Raw genomic sequence first — 18,951 nt, 5'->3', positions numbered from 1 at the left:
ATCAATTAGGTTTTGTTAGAGGTAATTGAATAATAAACTCGCTGCCTTCATATTCTTGAGATTCCACTCTTAATTCCCCCCCATGCGCCTTCACGATATCATAAGATAAGGATAATCCCAATCCCGTCCCCTGCCCCGTGGGCTTGGTGGTGAAAAAAGGCTGGAAGATTTTGTTTTTGATGGCGTCGGGGATGCCGGGGCCGTTGTCTTTTACTGAAATCTCGATTTTGTCGCCGAGGTTTTTGGTGGAGACGGTGATCGTAGGCGGTAGGGACAGAGCATGCTCTGTCCCTACATGCCCTTTCCCTACAGCATAAAATGCATTATTCAGAATATTCAACAATACCTTGCCAATATCCGAACGGATGATGTCGATCTTGGGAAGTGATGGATCAAGGTCTGTGATCAAAGAGATTTCAACCTCTTTGTTCTTGGATTTAAAGCTTTGGTAAGCCAGGTTCAAATATTCGTTTGCCAGACTATTGATGTCAGTCAGTTCCTTCTCCCCCGAACCTGTTCGGCTATGCTCCAACATCCCCTTCACTATCGCATCCGCCCGCTTGCCGTGGTGATTGATCTTCTCTAAGTTCTGCTTAATATCCTCCAAAATCTCATCCTCCAACTCCTCACTTTCATCTGGCCTCTCGCCTCTCGCTTCTCGCTTCTCATCTTGTTTCTTGGCTCTTGCCTCTTGCATCTCTTCAACAAGCTCCGCACTCACCTCCGAAAAGTTATTCACAAAATTCAATGGATTCTGAATCTCATGGGCGATACCTGCCGTCAGCTCACCGAGACTCGCCATTTTTTCGGATTGGATGAGTTGGGCTTGGGTGGATTTGAGATTGGAAAGGGTGGTTTCCAATACTTTGTTTGTCTTTTGTTTTTGGCGGTTGTTTCTGTAAAGAACTACAGCTACAACTAGGAATAAAGCGACTCCGCCAATCAAACCCCGTTGCCTTAAGTTGTTTCGGTAGGCAATTGCAGCTGCTTCAATTTCGGTTTGTCTTTCCTGTTCTTCCATCGTGGCAGACTGAAGCTGCTGAAATTTTTGTATGCCGTACAAACTGTCTTTTGCTGCCGAAGCCATCTGATAATACTTAACCGCCTCTTTGGGATTTTCTTCAGCATATAGCTCCGCCAATAAACTGCTTGCTGTGAGTATCCTGTTGGTGTAAGAAAGTTCTTTTCCGAATTCCAATCCCATTTTTGCATAAAAAATGGCTGAATCAGGCTGATTTAGCTCTTTGAAAATCAGGGCAATTTCGTTACTGGCTGTAGATGCTTCTCTTATCACATTTTCAGCCATCGCCGCCGTCAAGCCTTTTTTCAAGTACATCAGGGCTTGTCTTGGTTCCCCTCTTTTCTTTTCTAATTCTCCTCGTAAACCATTATTTATAATAATCCATAATGGAACAGAAACATACTTTTTTTCAAGTAAGCCCAATCGGTTTTCAACAGCATCCAATTGGTTTAATTGTAGGTTAATTTGAGCTATAAAATATTGTGTAACCCGCCATTGAAATTCATCATAGTTTCTTTCTAAAAGCTTATCCGCCTTTTGGAAATATGGCAAGGCCTTTGAAACATCCCCGACACTTAGATAAACATTGCCCACCCGGATCAAGCTATAAACCCATACGTAAGTAAGCTGTTCTTTTTCGGCAATTTTCAATCCCTGAAGTCCCATTTGTAAGGCATAAGGTAAGTCGCCTTTTTCCCGGTACAGCACACTCAGAACATTCAGTGCCATTATTTCGCCCTTCTTAAAACCTATTTCCCTTGCTTTGTATAATGCCTGATTGGCAAGAATCAGGGAGGTATCCGGATTATTGCCTCTGTAAGCCTCACTTAACCGACTTTTTAGTACTACCCTGCCTGTATCAGTTCTTGCCTGAGAAAGTTCCTGAAGCAATCTTTCCGCATCCTTGAATGTTTCTTCCTGAGAGAATGCAGAACCACAAGAAATAATCAGTATTAGAAAAATCAAAAGGATCTTCATATTCCGGGATTTTTAGAAACCAATAATAATTATAAATTCACTTCCCTCTCCCTCCTTCGTTTCCACCTTTATTTCCCCCCCATGCGCCTTTACAATATCATAAGATAAGGATAACCCCAATCCTGTTCCTTGTCCTGTCGGCTTGGTCGTAAAGAATGGCTGGAAGATTTTGTCTTTGATGGTGTCGGGGATGCCGGGGCCGTTGTCGGATATTGAAATTTCTACCCACTTCCCATCGCTACCCCCAGCCCTCCCGAGGTCTCGGTACAGGCTTGAAGGGGAGCCCTCCCGCAGCCTCGTGGAGACGGTGACCGTAGGCGGTAGGGACCGCTCTGTCCATACATGCCCTGTCCCTACAGCATAGAACGCATTGTTCAGGATATTCAGCAATACCTTTCCGATATCCGCACGGATAAGTTCTATTTTGGGGATTGTTGGATCAAGGTCTGCAATCAGTTCGATTTCAATTTCTTTGTTCTTAGATTTGAAGCTTTGGTAGGCCAGATTCAAATATTCCCCTGCCAAAGAATTGATGTCGGTCAGTTCTTTCTCCCCTGAACCAGTCCTACTATGCTCCAACATCCCCTTTACGATCGCATCCGCCCGCTTTCCATGATGGTTGATCTTTTCCAAGTTCTGCTTGATATCCTCCAGAATCTCATCCTCCAACTCCTCCCTTTCATCTCGCCTCTCGCCTCTCGCTTCTCGCTTCTCATCTTGGCTCTTGCTTCTTGCTTCTTGCATCTCCTCAACCAGCTCCGCACTCACCTCCGAAAAATTATTGACGAAGTTTAATGGATTCTGAATCTCATGGGCAATGCCTGCAGTAAGTTCTCCGAGGGAGGCCATTTTTTCGGATTGGATCAACTGGGCCTGAGTAGCCTTTAATTCGGTATAGGCTTTTTCAATCTCCTTCGCCTGTTCCAATTCTTTTTCGCGGGCTTTTTCTCTTTCTCTCAGTACAACCCGATGGCGAAAAATCCTGTCTGCACCGAATAATGCACTTATAAAAACAAGCCCATAAAATAGATATGCCCATATTGTCAGCCACCAAGGCTTATTTATAATAATCTTCAATTTTGCCCCTTCTTCGTTCCATACCCCATTGTTATTGGCTGCTTTGACATGAAAGAGATATTCCCCAGGGGAGAGATTGGGGTAGTAGGCATCCTGAAAATTGGTGGATTCCCGCCAGTCATTATCATAATTATCCAGTTTGTAAGCAAACTTATTTTTTAAAGGATTGGAATAATGAAGGGCGATGAATTCCAGCGTGATGTTGTTCTGATTGTGTGCCAAAACAATTTCCTCTGTATCATAAATAGGATCTTTCAGAATTGAGTTTTCACCGGGCAATACCCTTTCATTAAATAATTTAAACTCTGTTAGAAATACCCTTGGAGGGATGGAAGTTGTATTAACTGTATTCGGGTCAAAAATAGTGATGCCGTTTGACCCTCCGAAAATAAACTGGCCCTTAGAGGTTTTCAAATAGGATCCGTCTGCATACAGCTGTCCTTGTATCCCATCATCAATGGAGTAATTGTAAAATTGCTCTGTGGGGATATGAAACCGACTGATTCCCTCAAAGGTGCTCAGCCATAGATTTTCATTTTCTTCATCAGCTATAATGGACTGAATGCTCATGGAGGGCAGTCCATCATTGACCGTATAGGTTTTTATTTTCCCTGTTGCCACATCAAAGCGATTCAATCCTCCCTGCCAGGCACCTACCCAAGCTATTCCATTTGTATCTTCATAAAAAGAATTGATGTCCTGAGTGCCTAAAATATCACCTTGGGCTTTATCATGACCTATGGACCTGATTTGTCCGGTGGTGTAATCGTATAAAAACAACCTGTCATCAGTGGGTAACCATAAACCATACTTTTCACTTTCATATACCCGGACTACTGAATGAAGGCGTTTTTCATCATCAGCGCTTAATTCCAATTTGAGCCTTGAATAGGGTGCGGCACTGCTTTTCCTGGTGTAAATTCCCCCATTGGTAAATGCCCATTGATTTCCCTGACTGTCATTAAAAAAACTATTTACCCAGTTGGATTCAGGTATGCCGGGTATGCTTATCTTCTTTATTGTTTTTTCAGGATAGGTAAATTGATATACTCCAAAAGTGGAATTCAGGTAGTATTCTCCCGCTGACACTTCTGAGATTGAAAAAACTTTTGGTGAAGATGGAAAATATTTGTTGTAAGGTAAACTTTCGATCACATTGCTTTGCAGATCGATTATATTTAAGCCAGAAGTTGTAACCAGTAATTTTCCATCGGGTAGTTCCAAGATATTATCCGCCCAGCCAGAAAGTATGGAATTGGGATCCTCATTTTTGAAAGTGTAGGATTTGAAGATAGAGCGTTCTTCATACCTTAATAAACCCATCACCCGGGTTCCTGCCCAAACCCCTCCGAATTGATCCACCGCAAGGGTATTGACTGCATCTCCTCTGAAGCCAAATCTATCGGATAAATCCTCTTTGAAATACACCACTGAATCTTGCGTTGGGTAATACAAAAAAGGACCATAGTTGGTAGCCATCCACAAATTCCCATCAGCATCTATGGTCAGACTGTTAAAGAAATTTTCTTCTAAAATTCCTACAGGTGAAAAAATCTCATATTCACCATTCTCCACATTTAGCTTAAACAAACGTCCGAAATTGGTTATCATCCAAAAGTAACCTTCTCCGTCGCTGACCATACCTGTTGGATATTCGTCTTTCAATTCAGGTTGGCTTGAAATATTCTTTGGGGTGACTTCTTCAAGTTTATTTCCTTGGGTTATTTTTAAAATTCCGGAGTAGCCAATGGCCCAGATAGTTCCGTCCTGGTCTGAAGTCATGCTGACAATATTTTTGATCGTCAAATCTCCAAGTGTTTCAAAGCTTTTGATTTTATCCTCTTTCTCATCCAGATACAACAAGGTATTCGAAATCTCTTCCCCATGATAAGTATGAACTCCAAAATATATCCTGCCATTATTATCTTCAGCAATCTTCCATATTCCCTTTTCTACATTAATATCAAATTCAAACAAATCTCCAAAGGGATATTCTCGAAATATTTGAGTTGAAGGATCATAGACATTCAGTTTACCAGGTGAGGCACCTACCCAAATTTTGCCTTTACTATCCTCAAACAAGGACCAGACATTGAGTCCTTTGATTGAACCGGGGTTATTGGGGTCTTCATAAAAGCGTTTGAAAGAATAGCCATCGAACTTTGCAAGTCCGTTGATGGTACCTACCCAGATGTAGCCGAATTGATCTACAATTATGTTATTGATCTGGGTCCCGGGCAGACCATCCTTTTCTGAATATAAGGTCAGGTTATTGGAGTTTAACTGCGCTAAGGAGGGGGATGAAAAAAGCAAAATACAACCAAGGCTTACCCAAATGAAAAGATTCAAACGAATAGCAGTCACATAGGATTTTTTGGGTGGTATCATGTGCTTTTGGATTTATTTTAATAAAGTAATGATAAATGTTGTCCCTTTTCCTTCTTCACCTGCCTTGTCGGTAGGCAGGCTTTTTACTCTGATCTCTCCCCCATGGGCCTTTACGATATCATAAGATAAGGATAATCCCAATCCTGTTCCTTGTCCTGTCGGCTTGGTCGTAAAGAATGGCTGAAAGATTTTGTCTTTGATGGCATCGGGGATGCCTTGGCCGTTGTCTTTTATTGATATCTCAATTGCGTTTCCGAGGTTTTTGGTGGAGACGGTGATCGTAGGCGGTAGGGACAGAGCATCCTCTGTCCCTACATGCCCTTTCCCTACAGCATAAAATGCATTGTTCAGGATATTCAACAATACCTTTCCGATATCCGCACGGATAAGTTCTATTTTGGGGATCGATGGATCAAGGTCTGTGATCAGTTCGATTTCAATTTCTTTGTTCTTAGATTTGAAGCTTTGGTAAGCAAGGTTCAGATATTCCTTTGTCAAATTACTGATATCGGTCAGTTCCTTCTGCCCCGAACCTGTCCGGCTATGCTCCAACATCCCCTTCACTATCGCATCAGCCCGCTTTCCATGGTGGTTGATCTTTTCCAAGTTCTGCTTAATATCCTCCAATATCTCATCCTCGATTTCGTCCTCCTCTGTCTTGGGTCTTGTGTCTTGTGTCTTGTGTCTTGAATCTCGTATCTCATCAACCAACTCCGCACTTACCTCCGAAAAATTATTCACAAAATTCAGCGGATTCTGAATCTCATGGGCAATGCCGGCTGTCAGTTCCCCGAGAGAGGCCATCTTCTCGGATTGGATAAGTTGGGCTTGGGTGGATTTGAGCTGATGCAAAGCGGATTGAATTTCCTCTTTTTGCCTGGCAAGCAGCAGGTTAGCTTTTTGTTTTTGGCGATTGGCACGAATAAGGATGCCCCCTATGAATAAAAATACGGTCAGTACAAATACAAATAAATAAGTTCGGTATCTACTCTGAATAGCAAGATTTTCTTTTTCAAGGTTTGCGAGTTCTCGTTCTCTGATCAAGAGAACTTGTTGAAAAGCAGCCATATTGGCAAACTTTCTTTTGGTCAAAACAGATCTTTCTACCTGAGCCTGTTCCAAATATCTGAATGCACTGTCAGGCTGGTTAAAATGTCGAAAATGCCCGTAAAGGTTTTGATAAGCCGAGGCAATATCTATTTCAAACATCTGGATCTCTCGGATTCTCCTTAATTCATTTATGGATTGTCTTGCAAAAAAGTAACTGGAATCCATATTATTGAGATATCTGTAGGTCTCTGATAATCCAAGATTATTTGTGGCTTTGCCCACAGGATAGTCCTTTTCAATGGCATCCTCAAGACCATCCCAAAAAGCGTTTAATGCAGGTTCATACAGCTTCAATCTAAGCTTGATTGCACCATCAATGTATTTAATTTCAGGATATCCTTCGAAATTGTATAATTCCGGTGGATAGGACCTTGCTTCTTCAATTTTCATCTGAGCTGAATCCAATTCATTATTCGTGAGATATACGAAGGCCAATCCAGTTAAGGAAAAAACAGTATTCATCACATCTTCCTGTTCTTTGGCTATCTGATAAGCTTTTTGATAGTAGTAAAGCCTCTCTTCGATATTTCCTGTTGCCCCCATCAGGTGGCCATAATTAAAAGTTAAATTGGCCAGCACGCTCCAGTAGCTTTTTTCATATTCATTATCATGCTTGACTTTCTCAAAAATTTTGATGGTTTCTGGATTTTCCCAAAAATCAAAAGCCTTCCTAAAGGCTTCATAAGCCACAGCAAATTGACCTGTATTGGTTGCAATCCAAGCTTTGTTGCCCAACACATCCATTAATTTTATGGCCGTCTGAACTCTGACAGAATCCAATGAGGCATTTTCATATTGAATTTGCAGACTATCAATCCTCCTATCCCATTGCCTTAGGTTTTGACCAAGGCAATAATCCTGGATCAAAAAGAAAAACAGTACCATTAAAATTCTTTGCTTCATCACTTAGGTTGTATTGGTAATTGAATGATAAATTTCGTTCCAGTTTCAGCTTTACTCAATACGCTTAATTCTCCCCCATGGGCTTTGATAATATCATTTGTAATACTCAGCCCCAATCCCGTTCCCTCAGTACCTTTTTTGGTCGTAAAGAAAGGCTGCAGGATTTTGTCCTTGATCTCATCGGGAATCCCCGGTCCATTGTCATCAAACAATATCCGAACCTGACCATTTTCAAGGATCGTGGTCACCTTCAATTTCGGCAGGTAGTTTACATCATTATGCGCCTCATCTTGGTACATGGTACTTTGTACATTGTATATCCTCACCTTCTCCCGCATCGCATCAAAAGCATTGTTACAAAGGTTGATCACCACCCTCGTAAAATCCTCTTTGATCAGTGGTACTTCCTTTATCTCAGGATCAAGATCCAAGGATATTTCAACGTTGATGGATTTTTTACCGGCCCGCATCCCATGGAAACAAAGATTGACATACTCCTTGATCAGGGCATTGAGATCAGTGGGTTCAATGATACCTGTACCTTCGCGGGAGTGCTGTAGCATAGAAGTCACAATACTATTGGCCCGTGTACCGTGTTGATGGATTCTCACCAGATTGGACTTGATATCTTCGAGGATTTCATCTACCAGTGTCTCATCCCTTGATTCTTGGCCTCCCGATTCTCGGGACAGGCCTTTGGCTCTTTCTTCTTTAATTTCCTCAATCATATCAATCGACACCTCCGAGAAGTTATTGACAAAATTCAACGGATTCTTGATCTCGTGGGCGATTCCGGCTGTGAGTTGACCGAGTGAAGCAAGTTTTTCCTGTTGCACGAGTTGGGCTTGGGTAACTTTTAAGTCCAGGTAGGCCTTTTCTATTTCCTTGGCCTGCTCAAGTTCTTTTTGCTGAATCCGATCTCTTTCCTTGCGGATGGTTCTGTTTTTTTGGAATTTATTTATCCTATTGATACCCGCCAAAAAAAAGATCAGGTAAATCAGATAGGCCCACCAGGTTCTGTGCCATGGAGGAAGGACGGAAAATCTATAGACAGCCTCTTCTGACCATTCTTTTCCTTCAGCTTCGGCAGGACCGATATATCTTGCTATTACTTTAAATACATAATCTCCTTCACTGATATTGCCGAAAGTAGCAAGGCTGTTTTTTATGACAGGACTCCAGCTTTTATTGTACCCTTCAAGGATATACCTGTATTCCATTAAATTGGGTCTTACCAGTTCATCTGTCCCAAAATCTATGGTGATTTGGTTTTGAAAGAAAGGAAGTATCAGGTTTTCAGGAAAGTTTTCAAATCTCCTGATATCTGAGAATTGTATTTTTGAGAATTCTTTTTGCTGGGATTTTCTTTCTTCAGTGCTGAGTTGCCTACCAAACACCCTGACTTCATCGGTGATATAAGCCATGGATTTTGAACTATCGGAAAGCGCATCTTCAAGATTGCTTTTTTGCAGGGAAGTCCAACTAATAGGCTGTTCATTTATTCTGATATTTTTGATTTTTATGCCAGGCTTTGTTTTCTTTTTTCTCAAAGCTTGGTAATTGAATTTCACCAAACCTGTTTTGTCACTCCCATTGCCTGCCCATATATTACCCTGCCTGTCCAGGTAGATACCCTTATTTACATCTTTGACGGGATAGCCATTAGGAGTATTGTAGTATTCTAAACTTCCGTGTATTTCCTGAAACGGTAGGGTTGCAACAGGTGCAGGTATTACGGTAAAACCTTGATTCGTTCCTATAAAAATATTTCCCTCCTTATCTTCCAAAAGATCATAAACAGTGTCATCACCTAATCCCTCTCTTTTGGTGAAGCTGCTGAAAGATTGGCCATCAAACCGGGAAACCCCTCCGCCTTGGGTTGCAAACCACAGGTAACCTGCTTTGTCTTCCAAAATACTCCATACGATATCATTGGACAGACCTTGGGGAGTACTGAAATTGGTAAAGGCATTACCATCAAATCTGGAAACACCCCCGCCGGCAGTTCCGACCCAAAGATTTCCTTTACTGTCTTCCAAAATGCTGTAAATATAATTGCTGCCCAAGGCATGTTCTGTGGTGAATACAGTAAAACTTGCCTGATCCACAGGCTTGATATTCCAATCAAACTTTACCAAACCTCCTCCACCGGTACCTATCCAAATATTACCTAAGCGATCTTCTTTGATGGTGTATATGATATCATTGGGCAGACCATTGGCAGTGTTAAAAGTGGTAATTCTGGTATTTTTGCTTTTATCAGATTCGTCCTTGAAAAGCGCAATGCCTCCGCCGCCTGTTCCAAACCAAAGTTGGCCATTTTTGTCTTTAAGAGCGCTGATGATCAGTGGATTTGGCAGTCCTTGTTCTGTAGTGAAATTTGTGAATGATTTGCCATCGTATTTTGAAACTCCCCCTCCATCTGTACCAAACCACAGGTTGCCATTATTGTCCTCCAGGATACCATAAACACTGTTCTTGACAAGACCAAGGTCTGCCGTGAAGTTGTTAACTGCAGGACCTTTGTAAAGTGAAACACCTCCTCCTGCAGTTCCAAACCAGATATTTCCTGATCCATCAGTGGAGATGCTGTAAACAACATTTTTGGGCAATCCTTGGGCAGTGGTATAAGTTGTAAATGATTTGCCATCAAATTTTGAAACCCCGCCGCCCTCGGTGGCAAACCACAAGTTCCCATCCAGATCTTCTTCAATATCCCAGACATCATCATGTCCCAGTCCATTCAAAGTGGTGAAGTTTGTAAAGGTTCCTTTTTTCTTTAAATCAGCACTTTCCTGATACTTGGAAACCCCACCGCCCTTGGTTCCAAACCATAGGTTGCCTGACCTATCCTTGGCAATACAATTGATCGCGTTATCCACCAAACCATCTTCGATGGTAAAATGCAGGAAGGATTTGCCATCAAATCTTGAGGCCCCATTACTCCCTGTTCCAAACCAGATAAAACCATTGCGATCTTCAGCAATTTTTATAACAGTATTTTCCGGAAGACCGTTTTCCTGATTAAAGTTGGTAAAGCGTTCACCATCAAATTTTGAAGCTCCACCTACTCCGGCAGCAATCCACATATTTCCACTTTGGTCCGGGGTGATTCCATAGATAATATCATTTGCCAGCCCATCAGATTTGGCTTTGATGGAAAAAGAATATCCATCGTAGATGGAAATCCCCCCGCCTTCAGTACCAATCCAAATGTTCCCGTCTTTGTCTTCAGCAAGGCAGTGTACCAAGTTGTTGGAAAGTCCATGTGCAGTTGTAAAGTTGATAAAGGAAATACCGTCAAATTTTGAAATTCCTCCTCCCCAAGTACCAAACCATAGATTTCCTGACTTGTCCAACAAAGAAGAGGTGATATTGTCCAAGCTCAAACCATCATCGGATGTGAATGTTGCGAAATGGGAAATACCACCATCACCTAAATAGAAATGATTCCCTTTAGGGTCAAGAATAGCTTCCCCCTTTTCGTTTTTTAGGTAAGGTCTTTGAATGATTTGAGGGGAAGAAATGGTACGCGTTTGGCTTTGCTCATCTTGGAGGGAATATTCCTCACGCGGACTTTGGGGAACCGTTATTGTTTTCGGAGGGGAATTGTCTCTGATCCAATTCTTTTGGGGTCGAAGATAATCTTCAAGGCTGTCCAGGTAAATGATTGTTGGTAAAGCGGGATTTACGGGATCTTTAAAATCTTGATTTTGATCAGTACCTTTTTTATCAAATTGCTGACAAGCCCCAAAAAAAATCAGATAACAGCAGAAGCCAAAAGTTGCGTGTATACATCTTCTTATATCAACTTTGGCCGGAAAATTCATTGCTTTACGTTCAGCAACCATATCTTTCAGATTGAATCAAACTTAAATATTTACTGACATTTTTATAGCTGGCATTCGTGAATCTGGGTGATAAATTCAAACAGATTTTTTTTTAAAGAAATTGATTCGGTCATTATCATCTAACCGAATCAATTCATTTTGATCAATTCCTAACGATAATTCTTGGTGGAGATTGACCTCGGGCATAAGTCATGGATTCATGGATAAAGACAGTGTAGGCAAAAGTACCTTTCGGGCTATTTGCGGAAACTGCCATCACCAAAGGATTTCCATCCTTTACATCTCTGGTTTCTTGACCAAAAATCCGAATATCCGGAAATGCAAAAGAGGCATCAGAACCTTCGACGATCCATCTAATCCGATCGCCTCGTCTTAAGGTGACATCACTTTTGGATTCATCATCTTCCAAGACTACTCTCCATTCATCTCCGATGATTTTCACCACCACTCTGTATTCCACTCTGCCCTGATCGAATTCCAATCGATCTTCTTCTATGAAGGATTGATAATTTTGATTTGAAAGGAAGAGTAGGGGAGTTAATAAGGCAAAAATTAAGATTTTTTTGACGTGCATAATTTATTGGTTTTTAGTTAAGTAAAAATTATTTCTTGATCGTTTATTTTCTTATTTCATTTCAAAATATTTAGAGATTGGTTCATTTTGGAGGCTGTCTTTTGTCGGAACCATTTTCATAAATATACATAAACATCTCTTTTCAGGAGAAGTAGTAGTACCCTGAAAGTTATATTTTAGATTATCTAATTTATTTATACCCATCCTGTCCTTTTTTGACTATTTATTTTTTATTTGCGCTATTAAACAAGTATGTGACAAAATTTTAAATAATTTCCGGAAGCACCTTGAATTGCCTGTTACTTCGGACTTCGGTCTTCTAACCATTTTTCTGGGAAAGAGAAGGCTAATTGTAGAAAGGCGGGTAATCATATTATTTATTTACTTGGATTATGAAAGTAGTTCCTATGCCAATGGATGTTTGTATTGTCAACTCCCCCCCATGCGCTTTTATGATATCGTGAGTAATACTCAGCCCCAACCCGGTTCCCTCAGTTCCTTTTTTGGTGGTAAAGAAAGGCTGTAGAATTTTATCCTTGATCTTATCAGGAATCCCAGGTCCATTGTCTTCAAAAGCTATCCGAACCCGACCATTTTTCAAACTTGTAATCACCTTCAATTTAGGATCATATTTAATGTTTTCGGAATTCACATCTTCTGTCTTCCGTCTCCTGTCTTCGGTCTTTAAAACCTTCTCCCTCATCGCATCAAAAGCATTGTTACAAAGATTGATCACCACCCTGGTAAAGTCCTCTTTGATCAGGGAAACTTCCCCTAGCTCTGGATCTAAATCAAATACCAAATCAACATTGATCGGACTTTTTCCTGCCCGCATGCCATGAAAACTCAGATTGACATATTCCTTGATCAGGGCATTGAGGTCAGCGGGTTCCTTTTTCCCTGATCCTCCACGGGAATGATGTAGCATGGAGGTCACAATACCATTGGCACGGCTTCCATGCTCGTGGATTTTCTGCAAGTTTGCTTTTATATCCTCTAAAATCTCATCCTCAATTTCATCAGCCTCCGTCTTGTGTCTTGAGCCTGCCTGACCGGTAGGCAGGTCTTGTGTCTTGTGTCTTGAATCTAGTATCTCCTCAATCATCTCTATCGATACCTCCGAAAAATTATTGACAAAATTCAGCGGGTTCTTGATCTCATGGGCGATGCCTGCGGTAAGCTGACCTAGGGAGGCGAGTTTTTCTTGCTGTATCATTTGGGTCTGGGTAGCTTTGAGTTCACTCATGGCGAATTCTACTGCTGATTTTGCTAATTCCAGTTTATGAAAATCTTCATACCGAGCATAAGCTGTGGAGAATGTTTCTGCAAGGTTTTGCACCAGTTTGAGTTCATCCTCTTTTAATGGCGCATCATTGCCCACATACAACATGCCCTGAAGGAAGGGAAGAAAATGCAGGTAAAGATCTGTGGGTCGGTTTTCTGTCACATATTTTTCATTGCCGGCTAAGGCACCCTGCTGCACCAGATTTTTGGTATATGCGGCAAAGGCAGCTTCATCCATATGGTCTTTAAATAGTTGCTTGTGCTGCCAATGGGTAACTATTTGCTTTGATTGTTCAGTAGCATAATAAGGCAGCCGGAATGCGGCCATGGACTTCCCGTCAGGTGTAGAAAGAAAGGCCTGCACATCCTGCGTTGCTTCATCCATAATAAATACTCCACATCGGATGAAGGGCACACCCAGTGTTTTTAATTCATTCCAAATTAGTGGTTGAATCCTTTCCAGATCGTCCGTGGTACGCATGGAGGCAATCTCTGCACGTACCCGGTCAACCGATGCCCGTTTGATGGCTTCCAAAGCCTGGGTTTCTGCTTTTTGGAGGTCTATGAATCTGGTGTAAGCTTGCTCAAATACTTTTGAAAAGCGTTTTAGAACTTTCAATTCATCTTCCGAATGGGCTTGAGTGGAATAATTAAATAGAGAAATCCCCGAATGCTTAGCAAAAACCCAACTGATTGCCAAACCATCAGCTTGGATGATTCTCTCCTTTCTATCTTCGGGTATCCTACTGAACAGCGTGTGTTCAAACAGGTACTCAAAAAATGAGTCCTTCAGTTCTTTTGGATATACTTTTGAGAATAATTCTTCACCATTGCTTCTGGCCTCATTGACATCCTTATTTATCTGATCTTCAAAGACCTTGAAAAAGAATGGCTGTGGGAAAGTAAATTCCTTATTGGCAACCCACATGTCATGGTCAAGGGTGTTTTCCTTCCAGATAACAATATTGGCCACATCCATACCAACATGCAATTCACGTAATTTTTCAAAAACCACCTCTACAACCATTTTAAGGTCAGTACTGTTGTGCATAGCCAAAGATTGAGAGCGGACTTTTTCCAAAGCGGTTTCTATCTGCGCTTCTCTTGCTTGGGCCTCCGCTTTTTGCAGATCAAGGAAGCGGGTGAAGGTTTGTTCGAATACCCGGCCAAATCGGATGGCAACTGCATTCTCTTCTTCTGAAAATGCTTCATTGCTAAATCTTTGTAGCACCAGGCCGGAATTTTTTTGTAGAACTACAGTTTGGGACCATCCTGGCGCATTTAATAGAAATTCCTTCCTTGCTTCGGGAATGAATTTTAAATCAGATTCTGCGAAGACGATATTGAAATATTGATCCTTTTCTTCTTTTGAAAAGCTTATGGTAAAAAATTCTATTTTATTCTGATAAGCTTCTTCCATTCTTTCATATAGCCGATGTCTCATTTTTGGAAGGAGAAATTTATTGCTGTATGTTTTCCCCGGTATTGAAAACCACATGGAATAGGTACCAGATTTCTCCTTCAGTTTTATATCTGTTACTAATGCCGTATTATCTGAACGAATACCCAGATTGGTGATTTCAGCATTTATCTGTGCGATTACTTCGGCAAGTTCTTCACTATTTTGCATGGCCATTGAGCGCGAACGAACCCGTTCCAAAGCAGCTTCAATTTCAAGTTCCCGGATTTTTATTTCCAGCTCTTTTTCCAGTTCTCTAATCTTCTCCTCTAGTAGATTTTCTTTATTCATGTTAATATTCTTAGGAATGATATCAAAGAGTAGATGTCAGCTTGCATTTTTCATTTGGGAATGGGTTAAACCTATTTCGAGTGGATTATAAAAAATGCAAGGTTTAAAGGAGTGGACAAACAATCCAAATGCTAAAAACTTTGCATGATATGTTTAAATCAAGCCCACATTCCAGCTTTTATCTCCATAACCGGTCGTTGATTGGAAAAATCCAAAAAAGAATAATAACCATTTCCTTTTCCGAATCCGCTGTGACCTACTCCTCCAAATGGTAAAAATGGAGATAAATTGTGCAGTATGGTATGGTTCACGACAGTTCCGCCTGCGGTAGTTTGATTGATCACTTTTTCAATATTTGCTCTATTCTTCCCAAACACATATAATCCCAAGGGATGATCACGTTGATTTACAAAATCGATGGCATCATCTAAAGTTTCATAGGTCATTACCGGGAGCACCGGGCCAAAAATTTCCTCTTTCATAATGATATGGTCCGGGCTTACATCTGCGAGGAGTGTTGGCGAGATGTAGTTTTCCTCTTCATCGGTCTGTCCGCCTGCTACCAGAGTAGCGCCATTGTCCAAGGCATCCTGAAGAAGATTTTTTACCCTGTTGAAGTGTTTTCTATTTACCATTCGAGAATAGGCGGTGCTGCTGATGCCCGGACCTTCAGGGCCATACATGGCTTCAATGGTCGCTTTCATAGTAGCCAAAAATTCATCCTTTCGCTTTTCGGAAACCAGGACATAATCTGTGGTCATGCAGGTTTGTCCGCAATTGAGGTATTTTCCAAAGGCCAATTTTCCGGCGACTTCTGCTAAATCTGCAGAATCATCAATTATTGAAGGAGATTTGCCTCCCAATTCCAAGGTCACGGAACTTAAATTTTCGGCTGCTGCTTTCATGACAATTTTTGCCACTTGGGGACCTCCCGTATAAAAAATATGCTCATAAGGCAACTTCAATAGCTCAGTAGCTACCTCGGCACCTCCTTCAAACACACATATCTCGTCTTGCGGAAATACCGACTCTAAAATCTTCTTCATCAGCTTGGCAGAGTGGGGGGTGAGTTCTGAAGGTTTGACCATGACGGTATTACCGGCAGCAATGCAGGCAACCAAGGGGCGTATGGTAAGCAAGAAGGGGTAATTCCACGGAGTAAGAAATAACACAACGCCTTTGGGTTCCAGAATTATTTTTGAATCCGATGCTTCACCTCCAAAGTCTTCCGGCGTAGGTACCACCTGAGGTGTCATCCAAGATTCTAAAAATGCATTGATAAAATCAATTTCATTCGTAATTCCACTGATTTCAATTCCAGCTTCTTGCTGTGGTTTCTTAAAGTCGAGGTACAAGGCCTCCAAGATTTTTTCAGCATTGGCATTAATCGCTTCTTTTAATTTAGACAACTTGACTATCCTTTCCTGGGCAGTGGATTTTTTTAACTGTAGGGCTTTACGCTTCTGACTTTTAAAAACGTTAGCAGGTTCAACTTTCGAAAGTGTTTTGGTCTCCATATTGTTAGTCCTTTAGGTTATTTGTTTAATGTTTAAAAATTTACAAATGTGTTTAAGAATTCAAGGGTTAGAAATTCGATTTCCTGCATTTATCAATAATTTAAGTACTTAATACCTATAATTTACAACTATTCTTCTGCTTTCCGAATTATTTTATACTTATGTTTATCAGGATTTTATATGTTTCATTTCTTTTGACTACAAGGGCAAATTTATATTGAAGCAAACCCCTTCGTCAGGTTTGTTATCCAAGGTCAACTCCCCTCCATGCGCCTTCACAATATCATGGGTAATACTCAGCCCAAGACCCGTCCCCTCAGTCCCTTTTTTGGTGGTAAAGAAAGGCTGTAGGATCTTGTCCCTGATCTCATCAGGAATCCCCGGTCCATTGTCTTCAAAAGCTATCCGAACCCGACCATTTTCAAGCATTGTGGATACCCTCAATTTTGGCAGGTAGCTTTCATCCACTCCTGCCCCATCTTCCGTCTTCTGTCTTCCGTCTTCCGTCTTCAACTCCTTCTCCCTCATCGTACTTCGACTCCGCTCAGCACAGGCATCAAAAGCATTATTACAAAGATTGATCACCACCCTGGTAAAGTCCTCCTTGATCAGGGACACTTCCCCTAGCTCTGGATCTAAATCAAATACCAAATCCACATTGATCGGGTTTTTCCCGGCCCGCATCCCGTGAAAGCTGAGATTGACATATTCTTTGATCAGGGCATTCAAATCAGTAGGTTCTTTTTTCCCTGATCCCCCCCTGGAATGCTGCAACATCGAAGTCACAATACCATTTGCCCGGGTGCCGTGTTCATGTATTTTCTTCAAGTTTGCTTTAATATCCTCCAAAATCTCCTCTTCAATTTCGTCCTCCTCTGTTTTTGGTCTTGTTTCTTGTCTCTTGTTTCTTGTCTCTTTTATTTCATCTAAAAGCTCCAAACTCACTTCCGAAAAGTTATTCACAAAATTCAGCGGATTCTTGATCTCATGGGCAATTCCAGCGGTGAGTTGGCCGAGGGAGGCGAGTTTTTCCTGTTGGATGAGTTGATCCTGGGCGGCTTTTAAATCCTCGAGTGTTTTTTGTAGAGCCAGATTACTCTCTTCCACCGCTACCCTTTTTTGTTCCAACTCTTCTATAGTTTCCTCGAGTAAAGTCGCAGTTGTCCGCTTTACCTTCTCCGTGCGATCGAGCATGAATTCCACAATAGTCATATCTTTGTCAGCAGCCTTCAGCGATTTTGTGATGCCTGATTTCTGTTCCTCAGAAAGGTTCTCGATCTGTTGAATGGTGTCTAAGATATGTTGGAGGTGTGTGTTCATTTACTTCTCTTTCAATGCCAACCAGCTTACCGTTGTTCCCTGAAATTCACAGCGTCCTTCATCCAGTTTTCCAAATTCACCCAAGGAGAAATAGCCTATCATGGGCTTGCCCCAGGTGGATGCCAGACCTTCTATTTCTGTGGAGATCAGTGGACCAAAAGTCCCTAATCTTCCTACACATGAAAAAACCAACAACACATCGGCATCCGGCATCTCCTTTTCTTTACTGATTCTGGTGGTTTCTACCACTTTGTCAATCACATCAAAATCCGGTGGCAGGGAAAAACGGAATTGATCTCCTTCATTTACACCACCTGCAATCATGACGGATTGATCAGCAGGATTGAAAAACAGCGCAGGCTTCATAATGGCATTTCCTGATGCCCTCTCAAACTGTAATGGATAGCCAAGGTCTGTTGGAATAAATCCACTTCCTTCTGGATTATCCCTTACTATATCATTCCCTAAGAATCTTTGAATGACATGCATCGCCGGTTCATGGTCAATGGTGAGCGCCCAAGTGCCTTCACATTTCGTGATTTTTTTGCTTGTCCCTACCGGCTTCCATCCTGAAACAGCCAGACCGCTCATCGCAACCTTGTCCTGATCCAGAATGAGTGCAAGTAATCCCCCCTTACTTGATACATCATTGGTGAAAAGGATTCCTGTAAAGTCAGCCGGATCACCACTACCGCCGCCCGCGATCATAATATCCTGGCCTGCGGCATCCGTCAATCCTTGGATGAGCCCATCGTAAGAAATTCTGAAATCCAATGGTGAAATGATGAAGCCCGGATTCTTAAAAGCGCTCTTCCCAGTTATACCTGTATTATACCCGGCTTCATAAGCAGACGATCCTTCGTAATCGTTCAACACTATTTTGAAGTTCTCCGGTTTAATATCCAGAAGCATCACAACGATATCACTGTCTGTAATTCCCTGATCTGTAAAGTTTTGTGGTGCAGTGACCCCGAAGATTGCAATGCCCTGATTCTCACAAATAGAGCGAAGAGGTTCCGCATCGTCCATATTGCTTATCATAATGATAGCAAGGGTCGGTTTGAAATTCTGGTCATTGGGCTGGCTGGCATCACTTATGGTTTCCTCCAATGCTTTTTGTATTTCTTCTGCTGATTTCCCTTTGATTGATTTTGCTATCATAACCTCTTTTTTTAATT

General features: G+C 41.6%; 9 protein-coding genes. All 9 read right to left on the bottom strand.

Features of this window, described 5'->3' with window-relative positions:
• Position 1 precedes the first annotated feature (1 nt).
• Positions 2 to 1,999 (bottom strand): sensor histidine kinase, encoded by a 1,998-nt coding sequence (locus tag HMJ38_RS05300; protein ID WP_194973333.1) that lies wholly within the window; start codon positions 1,997 to 1,999, stop codon positions 2 to 4.
• Between the two features lie 12 nt (positions 2,000 to 2,011).
• Complete coding sequence (locus tag HMJ38_RS05295) at positions 2,012 to 5,464, bottom strand: sensor histidine kinase (protein ID WP_194973332.1); 3,453 nt, start codon at positions 5,462 to 5,464, stop codon at positions 2,012 to 2,014.
• Positions 5,465 to 5,476: 12 nt separating this feature from the next.
• Positions 5,477 to 7,477 carry an ATP-binding protein gene (locus HMJ38_RS05290; RefSeq protein ID WP_194973331.1) on the bottom strand — a complete coding sequence of 667 codons (2,001 nt, stop codon included), beginning with the start codon at positions 7,475 to 7,477 and terminating at the stop codon, positions 5,477 to 5,479.
• Positions 7,477 to 11,328, bottom strand: a complete 3,852-nt coding sequence (locus tag HMJ38_RS05285) for a sensor histidine kinase (RefSeq protein WP_194973330.1) — start codon at positions 11,326 to 11,328, stop codon at positions 7,477 to 7,479. The genes HMJ38_RS05290 and HMJ38_RS05285 overlap by 1 nt, the downstream gene beginning before the upstream one ends.
• A 142-nt stretch (positions 11,329 to 11,470) precedes the next feature.
• Entirely contained in the window at positions 11,471 to 11,902 is a 432-nt protein-coding gene (locus tag HMJ38_RS05280) for a hypothetical protein (RefSeq protein ID WP_194973329.1), read from the bottom strand.
• 373 nt (positions 11,903 to 12,275) lie between these two features.
• Positions 12,276 to 14,936 carry a sensor histidine kinase gene (locus HMJ38_RS05275; protein ID WP_194973328.1) on the bottom strand — a complete coding sequence of 887 codons (2,661 nt, stop codon included), beginning with the start codon at positions 14,934 to 14,936 and terminating at the stop codon, positions 12,276 to 12,278.
• A gap of 158 nt (positions 14,937 to 15,094) precedes the next feature.
• Complete coding sequence (locus tag HMJ38_RS05270) at positions 15,095 to 16,453, bottom strand: aldehyde dehydrogenase family protein (protein ID WP_194973327.1); 1,359 nt, start codon at positions 16,451 to 16,453, stop codon at positions 15,095 to 15,097.
• Between the two features lie 198 nt (positions 16,454 to 16,651).
• On the bottom strand, positions 16,652 to 17,773 hold the full coding sequence (locus HMJ38_RS05265; protein ID WP_194973326.1) for a sensor histidine kinase: 1,122 nt from the start codon (positions 17,771 to 17,773) through the stop codon (positions 16,652 to 16,654).
• The gene (locus tag HMJ38_RS05260) at positions 17,774 to 18,934 is read right to left on the bottom strand and encodes an FIST signal transduction protein (RefSeq protein WP_194973325.1); all 1,161 of its coding nucleotides are present in this window, start codon (positions 18,932 to 18,934) and stop codon (positions 17,774 to 17,776) included.
• Positions 18,935 to 18,951: the final 17 nt, after the last annotated feature.

The sequence above is a fragment of the Aquiflexum lacus genome (assembly GCF_015476655.1).
In the GTDB taxonomy this organism is placed as follows: Bacteria; Bacteroidota; Bacteroidia; order Cytophagales; family Cyclobacteriaceae; genus Aquiflexum; species Aquiflexum lacus.
This window is presented reverse-complemented; position numbering and strand designations above follow the sequence as displayed.

Coding starts and splice junctions, on each gene's coding strand:
- HMJ38_RS05300 (WP_194973333.1), bottom strand. CDS start 1,999: ATGAAGATCCTTTTGATTTTTCTAATACTGATTATTTCTTGTGGTTCT.
- HMJ38_RS05295 (WP_194973332.1), bottom strand. CDS start 5,464: ATGATACCACCCAAAAAATCCTATGTGACTGCTATTCGTTTGAATCTT.
- HMJ38_RS05275 (WP_194973328.1), bottom strand. CDS start 14,936: ATGAATAAAGAAAATCTACTAGAGGAGAAGATTAGAGAACTGGAAAAA.
- HMJ38_RS05290 (WP_194973331.1), bottom strand. CDS start 7,477: ATGAAGCAAAGAATTTTAATGGTACTGTTTTTCTTTTTGATCCAGGAT.
- HMJ38_RS05260 (WP_194973325.1), bottom strand. CDS start 18,934: ATGATAGCAAAATCAATCAAAGGGAAATCAGCAGAAGAAATACAAAAA.
- HMJ38_RS05285 (WP_194973330.1), bottom strand. CDS start 11,328: ATGGTTGCTGAACGTAAAGCAATGAATTTTCCGGCCAAAGTTGATATA.
- HMJ38_RS05265 (WP_194973326.1), bottom strand. CDS start 17,773: ATGAACACACACCTCCAACATATCTTAGACACCATTCAACAGATCGAG.
- HMJ38_RS05270 (WP_194973327.1), bottom strand. CDS start 16,453: ATGGAGACCAAAACACTTTCGAAAGTTGAACCTGCTAACGTTTTTAAA.
- HMJ38_RS05280 (WP_194973329.1), bottom strand. CDS start 11,902: ATGCACGTCAAAAAAATCTTAATTTTTGCCTTATTAACTCCCCTACTC.